Annotated in this window: 15 protein-coding genes; 4 read left to right on the forward strand and 11 right to left on the reverse strand. The window is 69.1% G+C overall.

Translation table 11 applies throughout. The features are described 5' to 3' along the window. Positions 1-59 precede the first annotated feature (59 nt). Positions 60-1,799, reverse strand: coding sequence for a tetratricopeptide repeat protein (locus tag ACT54R_RS18270; RefSeq protein ID WP_168462007.1), 1,740 nt, complete (start codon positions 1,797-1,799; stop codon positions 60-62). A gap of 177 nt (positions 1,800-1,976) precedes the next feature. On the opposite strand from ACT54R_RS18270, the gene ACT54R_RS18275 reads away from it, so the two are divergent. Further along, positions 1,977-2,846 carry a 4-(cytidine 5'-diphospho)-2-C-methyl-D-erythritol kinase gene (locus ACT54R_RS18275; protein WP_476328639.1) on the forward strand — a complete coding sequence of 290 codons (870 nt, stop codon included), beginning with the start codon at positions 1,977-1,979 and terminating at the stop codon, positions 2,844-2,846. Positions 2,847-2,868: 22 nt separating this feature from the next. Further along, positions 2,869-3,204, forward strand: a complete 336-nt coding sequence (locus ACT54R_RS18280; protein WP_476328641.1) for a YnfA family protein — start codon at positions 2,869-2,871, stop codon at positions 3,202-3,204. A gap of 3 nt (positions 3,205-3,207) precedes the next feature. On the opposite strand, the gene ACT54R_RS18285 is transcribed toward ACT54R_RS18280, so the two are convergent. The 7 genes from ACT54R_RS18285 to ACT54R_RS18315 form a co-directional block, all read right to left on the reverse strand. After that, the gene (locus tag ACT54R_RS18285; protein ID WP_476328643.1) at positions 3,208-5,964 is read right to left on the reverse strand and encodes a DUF2339 domain-containing protein; all 2,757 of its coding nucleotides are present in this window, start codon (positions 5,962-5,964) and stop codon (positions 3,208-3,210) included. 37 nt (positions 5,965-6,001) lie between these two features. Then, positions 6,002-6,352 (reverse strand): YciI family protein, encoded by a 351-nt coding sequence (locus ACT54R_RS18290; protein WP_476328645.1) that lies wholly within the window; start codon positions 6,350-6,352, stop codon positions 6,002-6,004. Between the two features lie 18 nt (positions 6,353-6,370). Next, positions 6,371-6,955 (reverse strand): TetR/AcrR family transcriptional regulator, encoded by a 585-nt coding sequence (locus ACT54R_RS18295; protein ID WP_476328647.1) that lies wholly within the window; start codon positions 6,953-6,955, stop codon positions 6,371-6,373. Positions 6,956-7,026: 71 nt separating this feature from the next. Continuing rightward, complete coding sequence (locus ACT54R_RS18300; protein WP_476328649.1) at positions 7,027-8,691, reverse strand: NAD+ synthase; 1,665 nt, start codon at positions 8,689-8,691, stop codon at positions 7,027-7,029. Between the two features lie 184 nt (positions 8,692-8,875). Beyond that, a complete protein-coding gene (locus ACT54R_RS18305) occupies positions 8,876-9,745 on the reverse strand; it encodes a S49 family peptidase (protein WP_476328651.1) in 870 nt (289 codons plus the stop codon). A gap of 73 nt (positions 9,746-9,818) precedes the next feature. Further along, complete coding sequence (locus ACT54R_RS18310; protein WP_476328653.1) at positions 9,819-10,577, reverse strand: tRNA1(Val) (adenine(37)-N6)-methyltransferase; 759 nt, start codon at positions 10,575-10,577, stop codon at positions 9,819-9,821. Further along, positions 10,567-10,794 carry a putative signal transducing protein gene (locus tag ACT54R_RS18315; protein WP_168462016.1) on the reverse strand — a complete coding sequence of 76 codons (228 nt, stop codon included), beginning with the start codon at positions 10,792-10,794 and terminating at the stop codon, positions 10,567-10,569. The genes ACT54R_RS18310 and ACT54R_RS18315 overlap by 11 nt, the downstream gene beginning before the upstream one ends. Positions 10,795-10,919: 125 nt before the next feature. On the opposite strand from ACT54R_RS18315, the gene ACT54R_RS18320 reads away from it, so the two are divergent. Then, complete coding sequence (locus ACT54R_RS18320; RefSeq protein ID WP_168462017.1) at positions 10,920-11,927, forward strand: polyprenyl synthetase family protein; 1,008 nt, start codon at positions 10,920-10,922, stop codon at positions 11,925-11,927. Positions 11,928-11,995: 68 nt separating this feature from the next. Here the strand turns inward: ACT54R_RS18320 and ACT54R_RS18325 are convergent, their stop codons facing one another. Continuing rightward, positions 11,996-12,424: a DoxX family protein gene (locus ACT54R_RS18325; RefSeq protein ID WP_168462018.1), complete on the reverse strand. Its 429-nt coding sequence runs from the start codon at positions 12,422-12,424 to the stop codon at positions 11,996-11,998. Positions 12,425-12,546: 122 nt separating this feature from the next. Here ACT54R_RS18325 and ACT54R_RS18330 point away from each other — a divergent pair, with 122 nt between their 5' ends. Further along, complete coding sequence (locus ACT54R_RS18330) at positions 12,547-13,461, forward strand: LysR family transcriptional regulator (protein ID WP_476328656.1); 915 nt, start codon at positions 12,547-12,549, stop codon at positions 13,459-13,461. Between the two features lie 21 nt (positions 13,462-13,482). Here the strand turns inward: ACT54R_RS18330 and ACT54R_RS18335 are convergent, their stop codons facing one another. Continuing rightward, complete coding sequence (locus ACT54R_RS18335) at positions 13,483-13,953, reverse strand: hypothetical protein (RefSeq protein ID WP_476328658.1); 471 nt, start codon at positions 13,951-13,953, stop codon at positions 13,483-13,485. Positions 13,954-14,095: 142 nt separating this feature from the next. Beyond that, the gene (locus ACT54R_RS18340; RefSeq protein WP_476328660.1) at positions 14,096-15,343 is read right to left on the reverse strand and encodes an MFS transporter; all 1,248 of its coding nucleotides are present in this window, start codon (positions 15,341-15,343) and stop codon (positions 14,096-14,098) included. Between the last annotated feature and the right edge of the window lie 200 nt (positions 15,344-15,543).

Raw genomic sequence — 15,543 nt, forward strand, 5'->3', positions numbered from 1 at the left:
CGCGCGTTCCCGGGGACGATTCCGGGCGGCCAGGGCCACCCGTCGCGCCGCAGAGGGGCTCAACCGCCCTTCTGCTGCTCCTCGGCCTTGCGGACCGGCGCGGGCTGATCGACCGAATCGAGTCCCTTGTCGATCTTCTGCACGATCTTGGCGAGGTCGTCGGGCTCCGGCTTCAGGTCGCGGGCGTGGTTCCACTGGAAACCGGCCTCGAGCTTGCGGCCAACCTTCCAGTAGGCGTCGCCGAGATGGTCGTTGATGACCGGATCCTGCGGCATCAGCTCGATGGCGCGCTCAAGCTGCACCACGGCCTCATCGTAGCGGCCGAGCTTGTAGTAGGCCCAGCCCAGGCTGTCCACGATGGGGCCGTCGTCGGGCCTCAGCTTCACCGCCTTGCGGATCATGTCGACGCCCTGATCCAGGTTGATGCCCTGGTCCACCCACGAATAGCCGAGATAGTTCAGAACATGGGGCTGGTCGGGATTGAGTTCCAGCGCCTTCTTCAGGTCCGCCTCGGCCGCCGGCCAGTTCTTGGAGCGCTCGTTGCAGACCCCGCGGAAGTAGAACAGGGCCCAGTTGTTGCGCGAGGGCTGGGGGATGAGGGCGATGGCCTTGGAATAGGTGCCGGCGCACTCGGAGAACATCTTGCGCGTCTGCTGAATCTTGCCCAGCGCGATGATGGCCTCGATGTCCTTCGGATCGGCCGCGATCATCTTCTCCAGCTGCGCGCGGGCTTCCTTGTCGTGGTCCGTCGCGTCGAGGTTGACCGCGAGCTGCACCTGCGCGTTGCGCTTGAGCGGCGAGGAGTCCGGAACGGTCTCGTAGACCTCGATGGCCTTCGCCGGCTGCTTCAGCTGCTCGTAGAGGTCGGCCAGCGTCAGGCTGGCGAACGGGTGCTCGGGATAGAGCCAGATGGCGAGCTGGAGATAGACGAGGGCGAGATCCTCGCCGCCCTGCCGGCCGAGCGTCGCGCCGAGGCCGTAGAGCACCTCGGAGGAGCCTTCCTGCGCGGTCTTCACCAGCGGCGGCAATTGCTTGCCGGCCTTCAGCTCCTTGATCGCCGCGAGGACGATGGGGTGGTTCGGAAGCTGCCTGTCAAATGCGGCATAGGCGGCGAGCGCCGCCTCGGTATTGTCGTTGCGCGAGGCCCAGCGGGCATAGGCATCGATGGCGCGCAGGGAGCCGGGATCCGCCTTCATGGCCGCTTCCAGCCGGCGTCCGGCCTCCTTCTTCTGCCCGGCGGCGTCGAGGATAAGACCGGCGTGCAGCTCCTTCATGGGCGCGTACCAGTCCGGTCCCTCGAGCCGGTCGATCAGCTCCACCGCGCCCTTGGTGTTGCCGGAGCCGAAGAAGGTCCAGGCGGCCAGCAGCGTGGCGGTGAGATCGCCGATGGGGCCGCGCACCGAGAGTGCGAGGTTGGTGCGCGCAGTCTGGTAATGGCCCTTCTTGATCGAACGCACCGCGAGCGCGAGCCGCGCGACGCGATGGGTGCGGTCGATCTTCACCAGCCGGTCGGCGAGCTTCATCGCGTCGTCGATCTGGCCGTCCATGAGCATGGCGAAGAAGGTCCGCTCCAGGATCTCCTCGTTGCGCGCATCGAGCTTCATCAGGTTGCGCAGATAGACGACGGCCGCGTCCTGGTCGCGCTCGGTGCTCGCCAGCCGGGCGGCGAGGTAATTGCCGGCCAGCGACGTATCGAAATCAGGCACAGCCTCGGCCCGGGCGAGGCCCGGCGACAGAGTGAGCACCGCAGCAAGGCCGGCCGCCAGGGCCGCGGAGAAGGTGGGGCGTCGTGTCGTCACCGATGATCTGTCCTGAAAGCCGGGCCCTGCGGGCGGAATAGCGCGAAATCCAAGCGGGGCGAGATGGCGGGAGGATGGCGGCTTTCCTGTGGCACCGCAAGTTACGTGGGAGTCATGAATCGCCGGTGTTCCCAAGGGCCGGTTGCGGCGACGTGTGCGGCGCGGCATAAGCCGGCCATGGAAACCTTGCGCACGCGCGCCCCGGCGAAGATCAACCTGACCTTGCGCATCGTCGGACGGCGCGCGGATGGGTTTCACGATCTCGCGAGTCTCGTGGTCTTTTCCGGCGCCGCGGATCTGCTCTCGCTCACGCCTGACGCAGCGCTATCCCTTGTGGTGAAGGGCCGTACCGCTGCGGCAGCGGGGCCGGACGCGGACAATCTGGTGCTGCGAGCGGCCCGCGCCTTCGCCGCCCAGGTGCCCGGGGCGCAGCTTGGCCATTTTCTTCTGGAGAAGCGGCTGCCGGTGGCAGCGGGGCTCGGCGGCGGCTCGTCCGATGCCGCAGCCGCGCTGCGGCTGCTGGCCCGTCTCAACGGCCTTGCCCCCGATGACCCGCGCCTGTTCGCCGCAGCCCGCGCCACGGGGTCCGACGTGCCGGTGTGCCTCGATCCGCGGGCCCGGCTGATGGAAGGGGTCGGCGATGTGCTTTCCCCGCCCCTTGCTCTGCCGCCGCTCGCGGGGGTGCTGGTGAATTGCGGCGTGGCGGTGCCCACCGCCGCCGTGTTCCGACAGCTCGGCCTTGCGCCCGGCGCGGCGTTCGATGGCCCGTCCCTACCCGACGCCCTGCCCGCTGGCCGCGCGGAGCTGATGGCGGCCATCGCTGCCGTGCCTAACGATCTGGAACCGCCCGCAGTGACGGTGGCGCCGCAGATCGCGGCGGTCATCGACCGCCTCGCGGTCCAACCAGAGGCGCGGCTGGTGCGCATGTCCGGCTCGGGCGCCACGGTCTTCGCGCTGACCAACGACTGTCGCGCCGCCGCCGCGCTGGCACGGCGGGTGCTTGCCGAGGAGCCCGGCTGGTGGGTGAAGCCCACCATCCTGCGATGACCCTGCCGGAAAGGTGAAAGCCATGGCGCTGCCGCTGTCGACGCTCATCGCCTTCGTGGTCGCCGCCGTGTGCGAGATCGCCGGCTGCTTCGCCTTCTGGCAGGTGGTGCGCCACGGCGTGACGCCCCTCTGGCTGGCGGCGGGGCTTTTGAGCCTTTCGGCCTTCGCCTGGGCGCTGACCTTTGTGGACTCGGAAGCCGCGGGCCGCGCCTTCGCCGCTTATGGCGGCATCTACATCATCGCCTCGCTGGCGTGGCTGTGGAGCGTCGAGGGCGTGCGGCCCGACCGCTGGGACGCGGCCGGCGCGCTGCTGTGCCTCGCGGGGGCGGCGGTCATCGTGTTCGGCCCGCGCGGGTAAGCCTCAGGACGGGTCAGGCGGGGCTCCGCCCGGCGCCGTGGCAACCTTCTCCCGCGCCAGCAGGCGCTGGTAGACCCAGCCCATGGCCACCAGCACCAGCCCGAGGCCGATGAAAGAGACGGCCCGCAGCACGCCTTCCAGGTCCGCCATATCGGAGAGGAAGACCTTCAGCACGGTCGCCACCATCACCGCAGCCGAGGCGAGGCGCAGAGTGCGCGAGCCGCGCCACAGGCCGAGGGCCAGCAGCACCATGCCGAACACCAGCCACGCCGCCGACCACGCATACCATTCGGCGGAGGAGATGGCGTCGCCCGCCAGCACCGGCCCTTGGAACAGGCGGCTCACCTCCAGCGTGACGTAAGCCAGCGCCAGCACGCCAGCGATCACCCGCGCCGTCGTCCGCACCCGGGGCCGCGCCTCTGGCTGAGTCGCGGCGAAGGCCACGGCGAGGCCCGCCGGAAGCGCGTAGGCGATGAGGAGATCGTTGAACACCGGACCGCCGACGGCTTCGCCCGTGGTGAACGGGTTGGTCTCGAACAGGCCGTTGAGGGCGCAGACCGTCGCCGCGGCTGCGACGATGTCCGAGAACAGCCGGTAGAAGCCGCGCCCGGTGACGTTGGCGAGGCGCGAAAGTCCCACCGCATAGGCGCCATAGACCACCGCCAGCAGGCCGGTCTCAAATAGCCGGGTGCCGACCGCATAGATGTCGCCGCCATGTGCAAGGTGGCGCACCTCGGTGGCTGCCAACAGCATGGCGAAGATGAGGGCAAGGCACTCATGCACCCGCCGCGCCCAGTCATCCTTTCCTTTGGCGAGGAACCAGGCCGCGCCGGCGAAGGCGAGGGCCGGCACGCCATAGCCCCACAGCAGCCAGTTGAGGATGGGCGTCTGGCCCGGCTCGACGGCGATGGTGGGCAGCCAGATGATGCGCGACAGCACCACGACCCCGAGGGCCGCCGAGAACTGCCGCAGCCCCGGCAGGGGGCGAATGGTGGAAACCCAGGCGACGCCGCAGGCGGCGAGCGCGAGGCTCACCGTGAGCCAGCCCTTCTCCAGCGCGAAGGTGAGCGCCAGCGACAGACTCACCACGCCGGCCGCGGCGAACACGGTGGCGGCGTGGGTGCGCGCGGCGTTCAAGAGCCGTTCCGCCCCGAGGGTGAAGAGGAAGGCGAGCGCCAGCGCCAGCGCCGCAAAAGGCAGGCTGCGCTCCAGCTCCGTGAGGCGCGCATAGGCGGCGATCAGCATCAGCACCGGGCCGACCGTTGCCGTGACCGCCCAGCCAAGCACCGTGCGGCTGCGTCCACCCCGCAAGGCGCCGAGCGCGCCGGCGGACAGCATCAGCGCGCCCATGGCGAAGGCGAACACCATGAAATGGCCGATGGACAGGTGCTCCGGCTCGGCCACCGCTCCGGCCATGGGGCCGGCGGGCGCCAGGGTGGAGCCGGCATCGGGCGGGAACACCCATTGGGTGAGGATGGCGGGGGCCAGCAGCGCCACCGCGAAGGTCGCGAAGGTCATCGGCCGAACCCGCCATGCCAGGGCGAGCACCCCCACGGCGCCAACGACGAAAACGGCAAGCGGCCCGGCAGCCACGTTCCCGTCCACCGCCGCAGCCGCCGTGACCACAAGCGCACCCACGGCCCCGAGGATGGAGACCGGCTCCGGCCGTTCCCCGGCCTCCGGCCCCCACAGCAGTCCGGGCGCCAGAAGCGCGGCGGTGAGCGCCAGCAGGACGAGGCCGAGGGCGCCGGAGGCGGTCACCGCCTGCGGCACCTCGAAGGCGATCAGGGTGAGGCCCCAGGCCACCATGCCGGCGATGGCGAGGAGCGCGAGCCCCCGCCAGCGGCGGATTCGCGCGACACCCAATGCACTCGCCCCGACCACGGCGATGAGCAGCGCCACGCCCCAGGCGTTGGGCTCACTGGTGGTGACGAGGAACGGAGTCAGTGCCGCGCCGACAAAGCCCAGCGCGCCCAGCGCCGGCCCATGCAGCAACGCCGCGAGAAGCGTGGCAACACCGGTGGCGGCGAGCAGCAGGAAGGCCGCCTGCGGCGGGATGAGGTGATAAAGCTCATAGGCAGCGAAGATGCTGCCGAAGGCGGTCATGGTGCCGGCGGCGGTGAGCACGCTCGGCACGTCTGGCACCAGCCCGCGCAGGCTGGTGATGGGCGCGGCCGGGTCCTTGCCCTCGCGCCGGCGCAGCCATTCGCCGGCACCGAGCAGGAAGAGCGCCAGCAGCAGGCCGAGGCTGACGCGCATCCCCGGCCCGATCAGGTCCTGCTCCACCGCGAAACGCACGAGGAAGACGCCACCCAGCGCCAGCGCCAATCCACCCACCCACACCGCCCAGCGCGCGCCGACCTTTTCCTCGAAACCGGCCAGCCGCTCCTTGAGCTTGGCAGCATCGATCGCGTGCGCAGGCGGAAGGGCGGTCTGCGTCGATTCGGGCTGCGGGCGTGCGGGCGGTACGGCGGGAGTCTCGCTCCCCTCCGCGGCAGGAGCGACCGGCGCCGAAGGCTCGGGCGGCCGGACGAGCCGCGCCAGCGGGCTTTCCTTCGGCTGAGGCATCTCAGCCGGCGGCATGTGCGTCCATGCCGGCGAGGCGGCGGCCGGCGCAAGCCCCGCATGGGCCTCGAGCGCCGCGACCCGCGCCTCCAGCAGGCGGATGCGCCCCCGGCTGCGCAACGCCATGATGAAGCCCACGAGGGCCATCACCGGAAAGGCGAGGACCACCAGAACAAGAAGCGCCCACTCATCCATCGCGACCAGCCCGGTTGTGACCGGCGCAACCGTAACGTCAGCGGTGCGTCGTGGCTAGACACCTCCGGCTAAGTGCAAACAGCAAAAAGAAAAATCCGGGCAGCCGCGCGATGGTAGGATGGCGCCTCCCTCGACGGTCATGCGGCGACTCTATAATCTCCGCCGCCACCACACCCTCGGCAACGAACGGGTCTTCCGCGACACGCGCCTCCACCTCAGTCCGGGAGGCGGCGGTGGCGAGGATGGCCCCGCCGGCCTTGGGCTCGATGCCGCCCGCGAGCAGGAAGCTTCCCTCCTCGAACCCCTTCCGGAGCCAGGCATTGTGCCCCTCCATCAGGCTGGGGGCAGCGGCGCGGTTGGCGGCGAAGCGGAGCAGGACGACGAACATGGTTTCCCCCTTGTCTGTTCAGGCGTGGGCGGCGGGACGGCGATGGGCGGCGACGAAGCCGCGCATCTCGGCGACCTCGGCATCGATGAAGGCCGCGTCACCGATGGAACTGGCGAGGGTCGCCACCCCCTGGCTGCGGGCGAGGAGGTGCATGGCGACGCGGTCGGCCTGCTCCCCGCTGTGCCCAAGCGCGCGGAACTGCCGGGCGAGCCAGTCGCGGAACAGGGTGAAGAGCCGCGCGGCGTCGGCGCCCGCGGCATGGTCGAGCTTGGCGAGTTCGTTGCAGAGCGTGCCAACCGGACAGCCGAAACGCATGATCTTGGCGCGGTTGGCGATGAGGATGCCGATGAAGCTCAGGATGCGCGCCTCGGCATCCGCCCCATCTTCCTCCCATCGCTCCAGCATCTGCCGGGTGCGCTCCAGCCGCAGCGCGATCACGGCGGCGAGGATCTCGTCCTTGCTCTTGAAATGGTAATAGAAATTGCCGCGCGAGAGCTTCACCGCGGCAGCGATGTCCGCGAACGAGGTGGACGCGAAGCCGGTCTCGTAGAACAGCCGGTCCGCCGCCTCGACGATGGCGGCACGGGTGTCGCTCGCAGGCATGGAAAATCCTAGGTCGAATGTCCTAATGCAGGATTTAGGACATCTGACCTAGGGCCGTCAAGTTCGCCGTCCTAGACCTCGCGGAAGCGGTTGGTGATGGGATAGCGGCGGTCGCGGCCGAAGTTGCGGCCGGTCACCTTCACGCCCGGCGCGGCCTGCCGGCGCTTGTATTCGGCGCCCGCCAGCAGGCGCGCCACGCGGGCCACGGTGGCGGGGTCGAAGCCGTCGGCGACGATCTCGTCCACCGCGCTTTCTCCCTCCACCAGCCGGGCGAGGATGGTGTCGAGCACGCCGTAGGGCGGCAGCGCGTCCTCGTCCTTCTGGTCCTCGCGCAGCTCCGCGCTCGGCGGCTTGTCGATGAGGCGGTCGGGGATGACGGTCCCGTCCGGCCCCAGCGCCTCCGCCGGCTTCCAGCGGTTGCGCAGGCGAGCGAGGCGCACCACCTCGGTCTTGTAGAGATCCTTGATGGGGTTGAAGCCGCCGTTCATGTCGCCATAAAGCGTGGCGTAGCCCGTGGACAATTCCGATTTGTTGCCCGTGGTCAGCACCATGGCGCCGAACTTGTTGGAGACGGACATGAGGAGCGTCCCGCGCACGCGGGCCTGGAGATTTTCCTCGGTCACGTCGCGCGCCGTGCCCTCGAACAGGGGCGCCAGCACCGCTTCCAGCCCCTCCACCGCAGGCGCGATGGGCACGACCTCGTAGCTCACTCCCAGCGCCTCCGCCACGGCTGCGGCGTCCCTGAAACTGTCCTCCGACGTGAAGCGATAGGGCAGCATCAGGCAGCGCACCCGCTCCGGCCCCAGGGCATCCACCGCCATGGCCGCGCACAAGGCGGAATCGACGCCGCCCGAGAGGCCAAGCACCACCCCGGGAAAATCGTTCTTGTTCACATAGTCCCGAAGGCCGAGGACGCAGGCGGCATAGTCCGCGTGATCGCCCTGGAGGGGCTCCACCAGATTGCCGCCGACACAGCGCCAGCCGTCCTCGAAGCGCCGCCATCTGGTGAGACGCACGCGCTCGACGAAGCTCGGAAACTGCAAGGCAGGGAAGCGATCAGAATTGAGGACGAAGGAGGCGCCATCGAATACGAGTTCGTCCTGCCCGCCCGCCTGGTTCACGTAGAGCAGCGGCAGGTGGCTTTCCACCACGCGCGCGACGACCGTGTTCTCGCGCTCCGCGTAGACCGAGCGGCGATAGGGCGAGCCGTTTGGCACGATGAGGATTTCCGCGCCTGTCTCGGCGAGGCATTCCACCACGTCCGGGCCCCAGATGTCCTCGCAGATCGGAACGCCAAGGCGCACGCCCTTGAACGGGATCGGTCCCGGCAGAGGCCCCGCGACGAATACCCGCTTCTCGTCGAACACACCGTAATTCGGCAGATCGACCTTGTGCCGCACGGCGGAGATCTTCCCCGCCTCCAGCAAGAGCACGGAATTGAAGAGCTGCCCCTCCTCCACCCACGGCGCGCCGATGAGCACTGCGGCGCCGATGGCGGTTTCGGCGGCCAGCGCCTCCACCGCCTCCTGGCAGGCGGCAAGGAACGCCGGCTTCAGCACCAGATCCTCGACCGGGTAGCCCGAGATGAAGAGTTCCGGGAATACCACGAGGTCGGCCCCCGCCTCGCCCGCCATCGTCCGTGTCCGGCGGGCAATGGCGAGGTTGCCGGAGACATCGCCGACGGTGGGGTTGAGCTGGGCAATGGCGATGCGGAGGGTATCGGCGGGCTCGGTCATCCGTCGGGTGTAACCTCGCCCCGGACAAGGCGAAAGGGCAAGAAACCGGCAAGCGCCGGTTCTGCCTTATCAATCAGCAAAGAGCCGGGCGCGCCGGTATCCGGGCAAGCAACAGGTGGCTCGCGTGACCACGCGCGGCACAGCGCAGGGCCACGCAGCGGTTCGCTCTCGGCCTGCCGCGCGCCTAGATCCCCAGCCGGCTCCACAGGGCGCGTTCCTCCACCGCCGCGGCGGCGCCCAGCGCAGCTTCGCGGGCGAGCGCGCCGGCAAAGCCCGTGGGACGCTTCGGCAGGAAGCCGGAGGAGCCCTGCACCAGCTTCAGGGTCACGTCCGTCCCGTAGCGCGCTTTCAGGATGCCGCGCACGTCACCGAGGCCATCCACGAGGCCGAGGCCCACGGCCTGCGTCCCCAGCCAGAACTCGCCGGAGAACAGCGTCTCGTCATCCCCCACCAGCGCATCGCCGCGGCGCGACTTCACGAGGTCGGCGAACACCGTGTGCAGTTCCTTGAGCAATTGGTCGAGCCGCTCCACGTCCTCCGGCTGGGTGGGGCGGAAGGGGTCGAGCGTCACCTTGCGCGCGCCGGCGGTGTAGACGCGCCGCTCGATGCCCAGCTTCTCGATGGCCCGGTCGAAGCCGAAGCCCGCCGTCACCACGCCGATGGAGCCGACGATGGAGCAGGGATCGGCGAAGATCTCATCCGCCGCGCAGGCGATCATGTAGCCGCCCGAAGCCGCCGCATCCTCGATGAAGGCGAAGACGTGCTTCTCCTTCTCCTCCGCCAGCGCGCGGATGCGCCGGAAGATGAGGTGGGACTGCACCGGAGAGCCGCCCGGCGAATTGATGAGCAGCGCCACGGCGGGCGCGTCCTTCATGGCGAATGCCTTCTCCAGCGCCTGCGCCGTGCTCCCGAGCGACATGCTGCGCGAGAAGGGCGAGGTCATGCCGATGGGGCCGGAAAGCCGCACCACCGGCACCACGGGCGCATCCGAGCGCCATTTTCTGGGAAGGAGACCGCGAGCGCGGCGCGACAGGGAGGAGAGGAATTCGGCCATGCCCGAGATGTAGGGGCTCCAAATGGCGCGCTCAAGGCGCCACTCCGCGCAAAGACCGCGCCCTGATCGCGCTTCAGCCCAGCGCGGCTCCGTCGCGCAGCACCGCCTCGGCCTGCGGCATTGGTGCGCCGTCCGCTCCGGCGAGCACGAGGCCGGGCAGGAGCGCGGGGGGCGTGCGCCGCCCCTTCACCGCCCGTATGAGGAGGCGCACCGCCGGCCGGTCGGGACGCGGATGGACGGGCAGGATCTCCACCGCACCGAACCCCCTGGCCAGCGCGGCGAGAACCTCCGCAAGCGCCTCCGGCCGATGGATGAGGCAGAGCACGCCCCGCGCGCCCAGGCAGCGGTCGGCAGTGCGCCCCCATTCCGAGAGGAGGTCGGCATCCGCCATGTGGGCGCGGGCGCGGGCCGCATCGGGTGACGTGCGGTGGCGGGCGTCGGCATTGAACGGTGGATTGGCGAGCACAAGGTCGGCTGCGCCTTTCTCCGGCCACGGAGGGCCGGAGGGCCGGCCGAGGGTGGCCACATCCGCCACCACCACCTGCGCCCGCGTGTCGAAGCCGTTGAGGGCCACATTTTCCGCTGCCAGCGCAGCGAGGGCCGGATCGATCTCCACCAGCGTCGCGCGCGCGTCCGGCACACGGGCGAGGAAGGCGAGGCCGGCACTGCCCACCCCCGTCCCCAGGTCCACGGCGACACCCCGGTCGGCCGGCGCGAAAGCCGCGAGCAGCAGCGCGTCGTGACCGACTCGGTGCCCGGAAACCGGCTGCCGTAGCGTCAATTTTCCACCCAGCACGCTGTCGGTGGAAAAGGCGGAGGCTTCAGTCGGCATCGCGCAGGGCCGCGCCGAATCCCGCCTCCACCAGCAGGCGGCGGGCACGCGTTACATCCTCGTCCACAACCAGCAGGCGGCGCGGAAAAACCCCGATGGAGCCTTCCAGCACGCTCATATGGGCATCCGCGACCATGTGACCGATATCGGCCGACGTGAGCAGCGCCTCTATGGCGCCGAGCAGCACGAGATCGTTGGTCCGCACCATCTCCTGCATCGTAAAGACCTCCGATCGCGGCGACGTGCGCGCCCGGTGCAGCCGAAGGCCGGCGGCCAAAGCTTGCACGGGACCCGTCCGCATCCCTATGGTGCGCCCCAAAGATTGACAAGCGGGAGCGTTTCTTGGCCGTCGTCCTTCCGTTCGAGCCCAACGAGCCGTCGCTCGAGGCGCTGGTCGCCTTGGTGAAGACGGACATGGAGCGGGTCAACGCCGTCATCCTGGCGCGGACCGGCTCCGACGTGGCCATGATTCCCGAGGTGGCGAACCACCTCATCTCCTCCGGCGGCAAGCGCTTGCGGCCCATGCTGACGCTCGCCTGCGCCGCGCTTGCCGGCTACCGGGGCGAGGGCCATGTGAAGCTCGCCGCCTCCGTGGAGTTCATGCACACCGCCACCCTCCTCCACGACGACGTGGTGGACGAGAGCGACATGCGCCGGGGCAAGCTCGCCGCGCGCAAGCTCTGGGGCAACGAGGCGAGCGTGCTGGTGGGCGACTTCCTGCTCGGCCAGGCGTTCAAGATGATGGTGGAGGTGGGCTCCATGACCTGCCTCGACATCCTGTCCACGGCCGCCTGCGTCATCGCCGAGGGCGAGGTGATGCAGCTCGCCGCCGCCAAGAACACCGCCACCTCCGAGGACGACTATCTCGCCGTCATCCGCGGCAAGACCGCCGAGCTGTTCGCCGCCGCCTGCGAGGTGGGTGCCGTTCTCGCCCAGCGGCCGAAGGCCGAGCAGGCGGCCTGCCGCTCCTATGGCATGAATCTCGGCATCGCCTTCCAGCTGGTGGACGACGCGCTCGACTACGGCGGTTCGCAGGCCAAGCTCGGCAAGAACGTGGGCGACGATTTCCGCGAGGGGAAGATCACCCTGCCGGTGCTGCTCGCCTTCCGCCGCGGCGACGAGAAGGAACGCGCCTTCTGGCAGCGGTGCCTGGAGAACAGCGAGGCGAGCGACGCCGACCTCGACCAGGCCATCGGGTTGATGACCAAGCACCGGGCCATTTCCGATACGGTGGAGCGCGCCCGCCATTATGGCGCCATCGCCAAGGATGCCCTCGCCCTCTTCCCCGCTGGCCCGGCCAAGGCGGCGCTGATGGAGGCCGTGGACTTCTGCCTCTCCCGCGCCCACTGAGGGCGCGGACCCTTCACGCAAAAAGGCCGGCTCCTCGCGGAGCCGGCCTTTTTGTTGTGTCGCAGAGATCAGGCGATGGCGGTGCGGCGGGTGGGCAGCAGCGCAGCGGGCTTCACCGCGAAGGCGCCTTCACCGGCCAGCGCCAGCACGATCTGGCCCACGATGAGGAAGGCGGGATATTCCCAGCCGCCACCGGGCGCCGAGAAGACCCAGCCGTTGGGCAGGTGATAGCTGAGCGCGCCGAGCATCATCGGAATGAGCAGGATGGCGACCTGCCGGGCATAGACGCCGCCGATGAGCAGCAGTCCGCCGACGATTTCCACGGCGATGAAGGGAAGGGCGAGAGCGCCGGGCAGGCCCATCTTGCTGGACAGGAAGCCGGCGAAGCCGGGAACGGTGAAGATGAAGATCTTCATCAGGCCGTGCGAGAGCCACATGATGCCGAGGGCAAGGCGGAGGATGAAGAGGCCGTAGGGAGCGGTGCGGGTGTCAACCATGGGAGTGAACTCCGGTTTAAGGTGGCACCACATCTAGCTTTCGCGCTCATGCACGGCCATACTCATCAAATCCTGATCGAGTTTGCATCGACGCAAATCACTTTCCCGAGGGTTGCCACTCCATGATACCGTGGGACGATTTCCGGCTGGTCCGGGCCATCGCCGAAACCGGCTCTTTGGCTGGCGCCGCCGAGCAATTGGCTGTCAACCACTCCACCGTCTTCCGCCGCCTCGGCACGCTGGAGCAGCAATTGGGCGCGCGGCTCTTCGAGCGGGCACGGGCGGGCTACGTGCCGACCCCCATGGGCGAGGAGATGGTGCGCCTCGCCGAGCACATGGCCGACGAGGTGCTGGCGGTGGAGCGCCGCATCACGGGACAGGATCTGCGTCCCTCCGGCGAACTGCGCGTGACCACCAACGACACGCTGCTGGTGCATATGCTCACGCCCATCTTCGCCTCGTTCCGGCAGGCATATCCGGAAATCCGCCTGGACGTGGTGATCTCCAACCAGTCGCTCAGCCTCTCGAAGCGCGACGCTGACGTCGCCATCCGCGCCAGCGACCGGCCGGGCGACACGCTGGTGGGGCGGCGCATGGCCTCCATCGCCTGGGGCATCTACGGCAGCGCGGCGCAGGACATCGCCGGGCCGCTCGATCCGGCGGACCTGAGGCGCCACGACTGGATTGGCTTCTCCGACAATCTCGGCGCCATCAAGCCCGCCAAATGGCTGCGCGAGCGGGTGGGCGAGGAGAAGATCATCTATCGGGTGAATACCGTGCTCGGCCTTGCCGAAGCTGCGGCGGCGGGCATGGGGCTGGCGCTGCTGCCCTGCTTCATCGCCGCGGTCACGCCGGGGCTCGTCCAGCTGATGGGGCGGCAGGCGGAGCTGGAGTCAGGTCTGTGGCTGCTCACCCATCCCGACATCAAGGCCACGGCGCGGGTGCGCACCTTCATGGAGCACGCGGGCCGCGAGATCGGCAAGCTCCGGGGGCGGATCGAGGGCGTCGAGGACCAGCCCGCGGCGGCCGTGGGCTGAGGAGGCGCAGTAAGACAAGCCTCAGTCGGCGGAAGCTTCAGCCGGGCCGCGACGGGACTTGGAGCGGCGCGAGGCCACCTGCTGGCCGTCGCCGCTGGTGCCGACGAATTCGCACCACATGGTCTGGATGCCGGCGAGCGAGCCGCGGAAGGAGTTCTGCCCGGTCTTCACCAGATCGAAGCAGGGCTCGAAGGTCATGCCCTTGACGAAGCCGCAGACATTCTCGCCGCGCACGCGCAGCGTATTGGGCGGCAGGCGCACAAAGCGCGGCGGCGCGTCGCGCAGGGTAATCATGCCGGCGACGGAGCCATCGGCGTAGACGCGCCCGGCCCCCTTGGAGCCTTCAAAGCAGGTGAATGAGAAGGTGCGCCCGACCACGAACTCGCGCGCCTGATCGGCCGAGAGCTGCTGCTGGGCGGCGGCGGGAGCCGGCGCCAGCGCGACCGGGAGGAAAGCGGCAAAGCCCAAGGCCGCGACGACGATGCTGCGCATGGCTTGTTCGCGATTGTCCGTTTGATCTTCGTTCACGTTGCGCAGACACCACCGGTTGTTGTCAAGGGCGGGAACAGTCAGGGAACACCGGCGCCGTGCGCACGGTGCCGAATCTTCCGGCACCGTGTTCCCAGAGTCGCGCTCAGACGGTTACCGGCCGATGAACAGGACGTTCCCTTATGGGCAGATTGATGGCCGCAGAGGCAAAGGAGAGCGCGACGGAGAGCCACCACACCCAGTCGTAGCTCTTGGTCGCCTCATAGATCTCGCCGCCGAGATAGACGCCGAGGAAGCCGCCTACTTGATGGGAAAAGAAGGCGAAGCCGTAGAGCATGGCCATGTAGCGCGTGCCGAACATGAGCATGACGAGGCCCGAGGTGGGCGGCACGGTGGAGAGCCACAGGAAGCCCATGGCGGCGCCGAACACGTAGCAGCTGGTGGCCGTAATCGGCGACAGGATGAATGCCGCGATGGCGATGCCGCGCCCGGCATAGATGAGCGAAAGCAAGACCTTGCGCGACATACGGTTGGAGAGGTAGCCGGCGGTCAGCGAGCCGAGGATGTTGAACAGGCCGATCAGCGCCAGCGTGTACGCGCCCACCGAGAGGCTCATGCCCTTGTCCACCAGGAAGGCCGGCATGTGGACGGTGACGAAGGCAAGCTGGAAGCCACAGGTGAAGAAGCCGAGCACCAGCAGCACATAGCTTGGATGCCTGAGCGCCTCGTTCAGGGCCGCGCCGATGGTCTGCTGCGGCGCCTGGGCCGCGCCGGCCGCAGACGGTGCCGCCGGGCGGGTGGCCAGCGCCAGCGAGAAGGGCAGCACGATGAGCAGCGAGGCGCCGAACACCAGCAGCGTCTCGTGCCAGCCGATGGTGTCCATCAGCCCGCGCGTGAGCGGCGGGAACAGGAACTGGCCGAACGAGCCGGCCGCGGTGGCAAGGCCGAAGCCGAGCGACTTCCATTCGTTGGGGAGCAGCTTGCCGAACGCCGCCAGCACCAAGTTGAACGACGCCGCCGACAGGCCGAAGCCGATGAGCACGCCGGCCGACAGGTGCAGCAGGCCGGGCGTCGTCGCATAGGCCATCAGCGCCAGGCCGGCCGCATAGATGAGCGCGCCGCAGCACAGCACCCTGACCGTGCCGAAGCGATCCGCCAGCGCCCCGGCGAAGGGCGAGCCCACGCCCCACAAGAGGTTCTGGATGGCGACGGCAAAGCCGAACACGTCGCGGCCCCAACCGAACTCCTGCGACATGGGCAGCAGGAACAGGCCGAACACCGAGCGCGGCCCGAAGGTGAGCAGGGCCACCGCCGAGCCGGCAATGAGAATGAGAATGGCTGGAACAGCGCCGCTCCGGCCGGAGGCGGCGGGCGGGGAGGTCGGGGCGGACATCGGGGTCGTCTCGCGTTGGGAGATGCACACGGGCGGTGCACGTTGATCCCATTCTACGAGCAGCCAACGTCCTTTGGAAAATCAATAATCGTCAACGGGCCCATGAGCCGCTCTCATGAATCGGCCTCTCACTACCTCCGAGAAATGGATAGGCGGAGCGGCCGAAGCCGCCCCGCCAGATCCGGTCTCAGTCGCGCGCC

The sequence above is a fragment of the Xanthobacter sp. DMC47 genome, assembly GCF_056313845.1.

What these genes read in the sequence shown, in the direction of transcription:
- ACT54R_RS18300 (WP_476328649.1), bottom strand. Translation starts at nt 8,691, where the DNA reads ATGACCGAGCCCGCCGATACCCTCCGCATCGCCATTGCCCAGCTCAAC.
- ACT54R_RS18290 (WP_476328645.1), bottom strand. Translation starts at nt 6,352, where the DNA reads ATGTTCGTCGTCCTGCTCCGCTTCGCCGCCAACCGCGCCGCTGCCCCC.
- ACT54R_RS18335 (WP_476328658.1), bottom strand. Translation starts at nt 13,953, where the DNA reads ATGCGCAGCATCGTCGTCGCGGCCTTGGGCTTTGCCGCTTTCCTCCCG.
- ACT54R_RS18315 (WP_168462016.1), bottom strand. Translation starts at nt 10,794, where the DNA reads ATGCAGGAGATGGTGCGGACCAACGATCTCGTGCTGCTCGGCGCCATA.
- ACT54R_RS18280 (WP_476328641.1), top strand. Translation starts at nt 2,869, where the DNA reads ATGGCGCTGCCGCTGTCGACGCTCATCGCCTTCGTGGTCGCCGCCGTG.
- ACT54R_RS18295 (WP_476328647.1), bottom strand. Translation starts at nt 6,955, where the DNA reads ATGCCTGCGAGCGACACCCGTGCCGCCATCGTCGAGGCGGCGGACCGG.
- ACT54R_RS18285 (WP_476328643.1), bottom strand. Translation starts at nt 5,964, where the DNA reads ATGGATGAGTGGGCGCTTCTTGTTCTGGTGGTCCTCGCCTTTCCGGTG.
- ACT54R_RS18310 (WP_476328653.1), bottom strand. Translation starts at nt 10,577, where the DNA reads ATGCCGACTGAAGCCTCCGCCTTTTCCACCGACAGCGTGCTGGGTGGA.
- ACT54R_RS18305 (WP_476328651.1), bottom strand. Translation starts at nt 9,745, where the DNA reads ATGGCCGAATTCCTCTCCTCCCTGTCGCGCCGCGCTCGCGGTCTCCTT.
- ACT54R_RS18275 (WP_476328639.1), top strand. Translation starts at nt 1,977, where the DNA reads ATGGAAACCTTGCGCACGCGCGCCCCGGCGAAGATCAACCTGACCTTG.
- ACT54R_RS18340 (WP_476328660.1), bottom strand. Translation starts at nt 15,343, where the DNA reads ATGTCCGCCCCGACCTCCCCGCCCGCCGCCTCCGGCCGGAGCGGCGCT.
- ACT54R_RS18330 (WP_476328656.1), top strand. Translation starts at nt 12,547, where the DNA reads ATGATACCGTGGGACGATTTCCGGCTGGTCCGGGCCATCGCCGAAACC.
- ACT54R_RS18325 (WP_168462018.1), bottom strand. Translation starts at nt 12,424, where the DNA reads ATGGTTGACACCCGCACCGCTCCCTACGGCCTCTTCATCCTCCGCCTT.